This is a genomic window from Streptomyces sp. SID11385 (assembly GCF_010548245.1).
Classification (GTDB): domain Bacteria; phylum Actinomycetota; class Actinomycetes; order Streptomycetales; family Streptomycetaceae; genus Streptomyces.
In genome coordinates, this window is sequence record NZ_JAAGLR010000833.1 from 1 (window position 1) to 1,933 (window position 1,933).

Here is a 1,933-nt window from a genome sequence, read left to right on the forward strand (position 1 = left end):
TTCATCGGGTTCATCGGGTTCATCGGGTTCATCGGGTTCATGATGACTGGCTCCTTCCTCTCCCGCTCGTCGCGCCCCCGGCTGCCCCGCCCGTCAACGTGCTTGCCGCGCAGGGCCGTTCAGGCGAGCGCGAGCGCCGCGCCGAGGGCGACGAAGCTGCCGCCGAAGACGCGGTTGACCCCCGTGAGCAGGGCGGGGCGGCTCAGGACGTGGCGGCGTACGCCCGCCGCCGCGAACGCGTACCCGGCGAGGGCGAGGAAGCTCAGCGCCATGAAGGCGAGGGCGAGGGGAAGCATGGCGGCGAAGGGGTCGTCGGTGCCGGCCGGGACGAACGCGGGGAGGAAGGCGAAGCAGAAGAGGGTGAGTTTGGGGTTGAGGAGGTTGAGGAGGATCGGCGAGACGAGCAGGCGGGCGCCGCGGGGCGGGGCGGCGGCCGCGTCGACGGAGAGCTTGGCGCGGGCCGTGCGCAGTGTGGTGATGCCGAGGTACACGAGGTAGGCGGCGCCCGCGTACTGGAGGACGGCGAAGGCGGTGGGGCTGCGGTGGAGCAGCGCCGCGAGGCCGGTGAGGGCGGCGGCGAGGTGGGGGATGGTGCCGAGGGTGGAGCCGAGGGCGGTGAGGAGCCCGGCGCGGCGGCCGTGGGCGAGTCCGGTGGAGAGGGTGAGCAGGACGCCGGTGCCGGGGGTGAGGACCACGGCGAGGCTCGTGAGCAGGAAGGACAGGGTCATGGGGACCTCCGTGGTGGGCAGGGCTCCAGCCTGGGCGAGCGCATGGTCCTGTGGACAGGGCCAAAGCGGGGGCCGCGATGTGGACCAATCGCGGCGGGACGGAGGGTGCGCTTCCTCTCGTCCCCGGGCAAAGGGGGGTACATGATGCGGTGAGGGCGCGGGGGCGCCCATGCGGACCGATTTCGGGGGGACTTGATGAGACGGCGGATCGCGGGCGCGGCGTTGGCGGCGGGCTTGCTGCTCGCGGGCGGGGTGGGGGCGGGGCAGGCGGTCGCCGCTCCCGCGTCCGGGTGCGTGCCGGGCACGGAGGTGCTCGGTGGCCTTGTACGGGGCTCGGCGGACCGGGTCCTCGGGCTCGGGGCGGGTGGTCGCGCGGTGGGGGTGTCGGACGGGCGCCCGGTGTACTGGACGGGCCGCGCTGTCCACGCCGTACCGCTGCCGGAGGGGTTCACCGGCGGTGAGGCGGCCGCGGTGAACGGGCACGGGCTCATGGTGGGCACACTGGAGCGCGCGGACGGCTCGACGGCCGCGTTCCGGTACGTGGCGGGGGCCCGCTCCGTGCGGCTGCTCCCGGGCGGGGCGCGGGCCACCGACGTCAACGCGCACGGCGTCGTGGTGGGCACCGGCACGCGTGACGGGCAGCCCGTGGCCTTGCGCTGGCGCGGTACGGGCCGGGCGGAAGTCCTCGCCGTCCCCGCGGGGTACACCGTGCTGCGCGTGACGGGCGTGAACGACGCGGGCCGGGTGACGGGAGCGGCTCAGGGCGGCGCGGGCGAGGACTGGTGGACCGCGGGGCTGCTGTGGCCGGGCGGCAAGGGCGCGGTGACGGTCCTGGAGCGGTACTGGCCCGGGGACACCTATACGTACTGGTGGCCCAGCGCCGTCGACAACGCGGGACGGGTCGTGGGCACGGAGGAGAACACGCGGCTGGACGGCAGGTCGCCGACCGTATGGCGGCCCCCGTACACGACCGAGGAATTCGCGGGGCTCCTCGGGGCGCGGACGAACGGGACGTTCGAGGACGTGGCGCCGAACGGCGGGCTCGTCGTGGGGACCGCGAGCGACAGCATGGTCCTCGGCCCGTTCCCGCCCGACACCGCTCCCCCGCCGCAGGCACAGGTCTGGGCGGGCACGGGCCCGCTCCTCGCCCTGCCGCGGCTGCGCGGTGCCGGGGCGAGCGCGGCCCACGCGGCGGCGGACGACGG

2 protein-coding genes are annotated in these 1,933 nt (G+C 75.5%); one reads left to right on the forward strand and one right to left on the reverse strand.

Annotation, left to right across the window (positions count from 1 at the left end; genetic code table 11):
* Positions 1-119: 119 nt before the first annotated feature.
* Positions 120-728 carry a LysE family translocator gene (locus G3I42_RS25345; protein WP_164289635.1) on the reverse strand — a complete coding sequence of 203 codons (609 nt, stop codon included), beginning with the start codon at positions 726-728 and terminating at the stop codon, positions 120-122.
* Between the two features lie 195 nt (positions 729-923).
* Here G3I42_RS25345 and G3I42_RS25350 point away from each other — a divergent pair.
* On the forward strand, positions 924-1,933 hold a 1,010-nt coding region (locus G3I42_RS25350), incomplete at its 3' end, for a hypothetical protein (protein WP_164289637.1).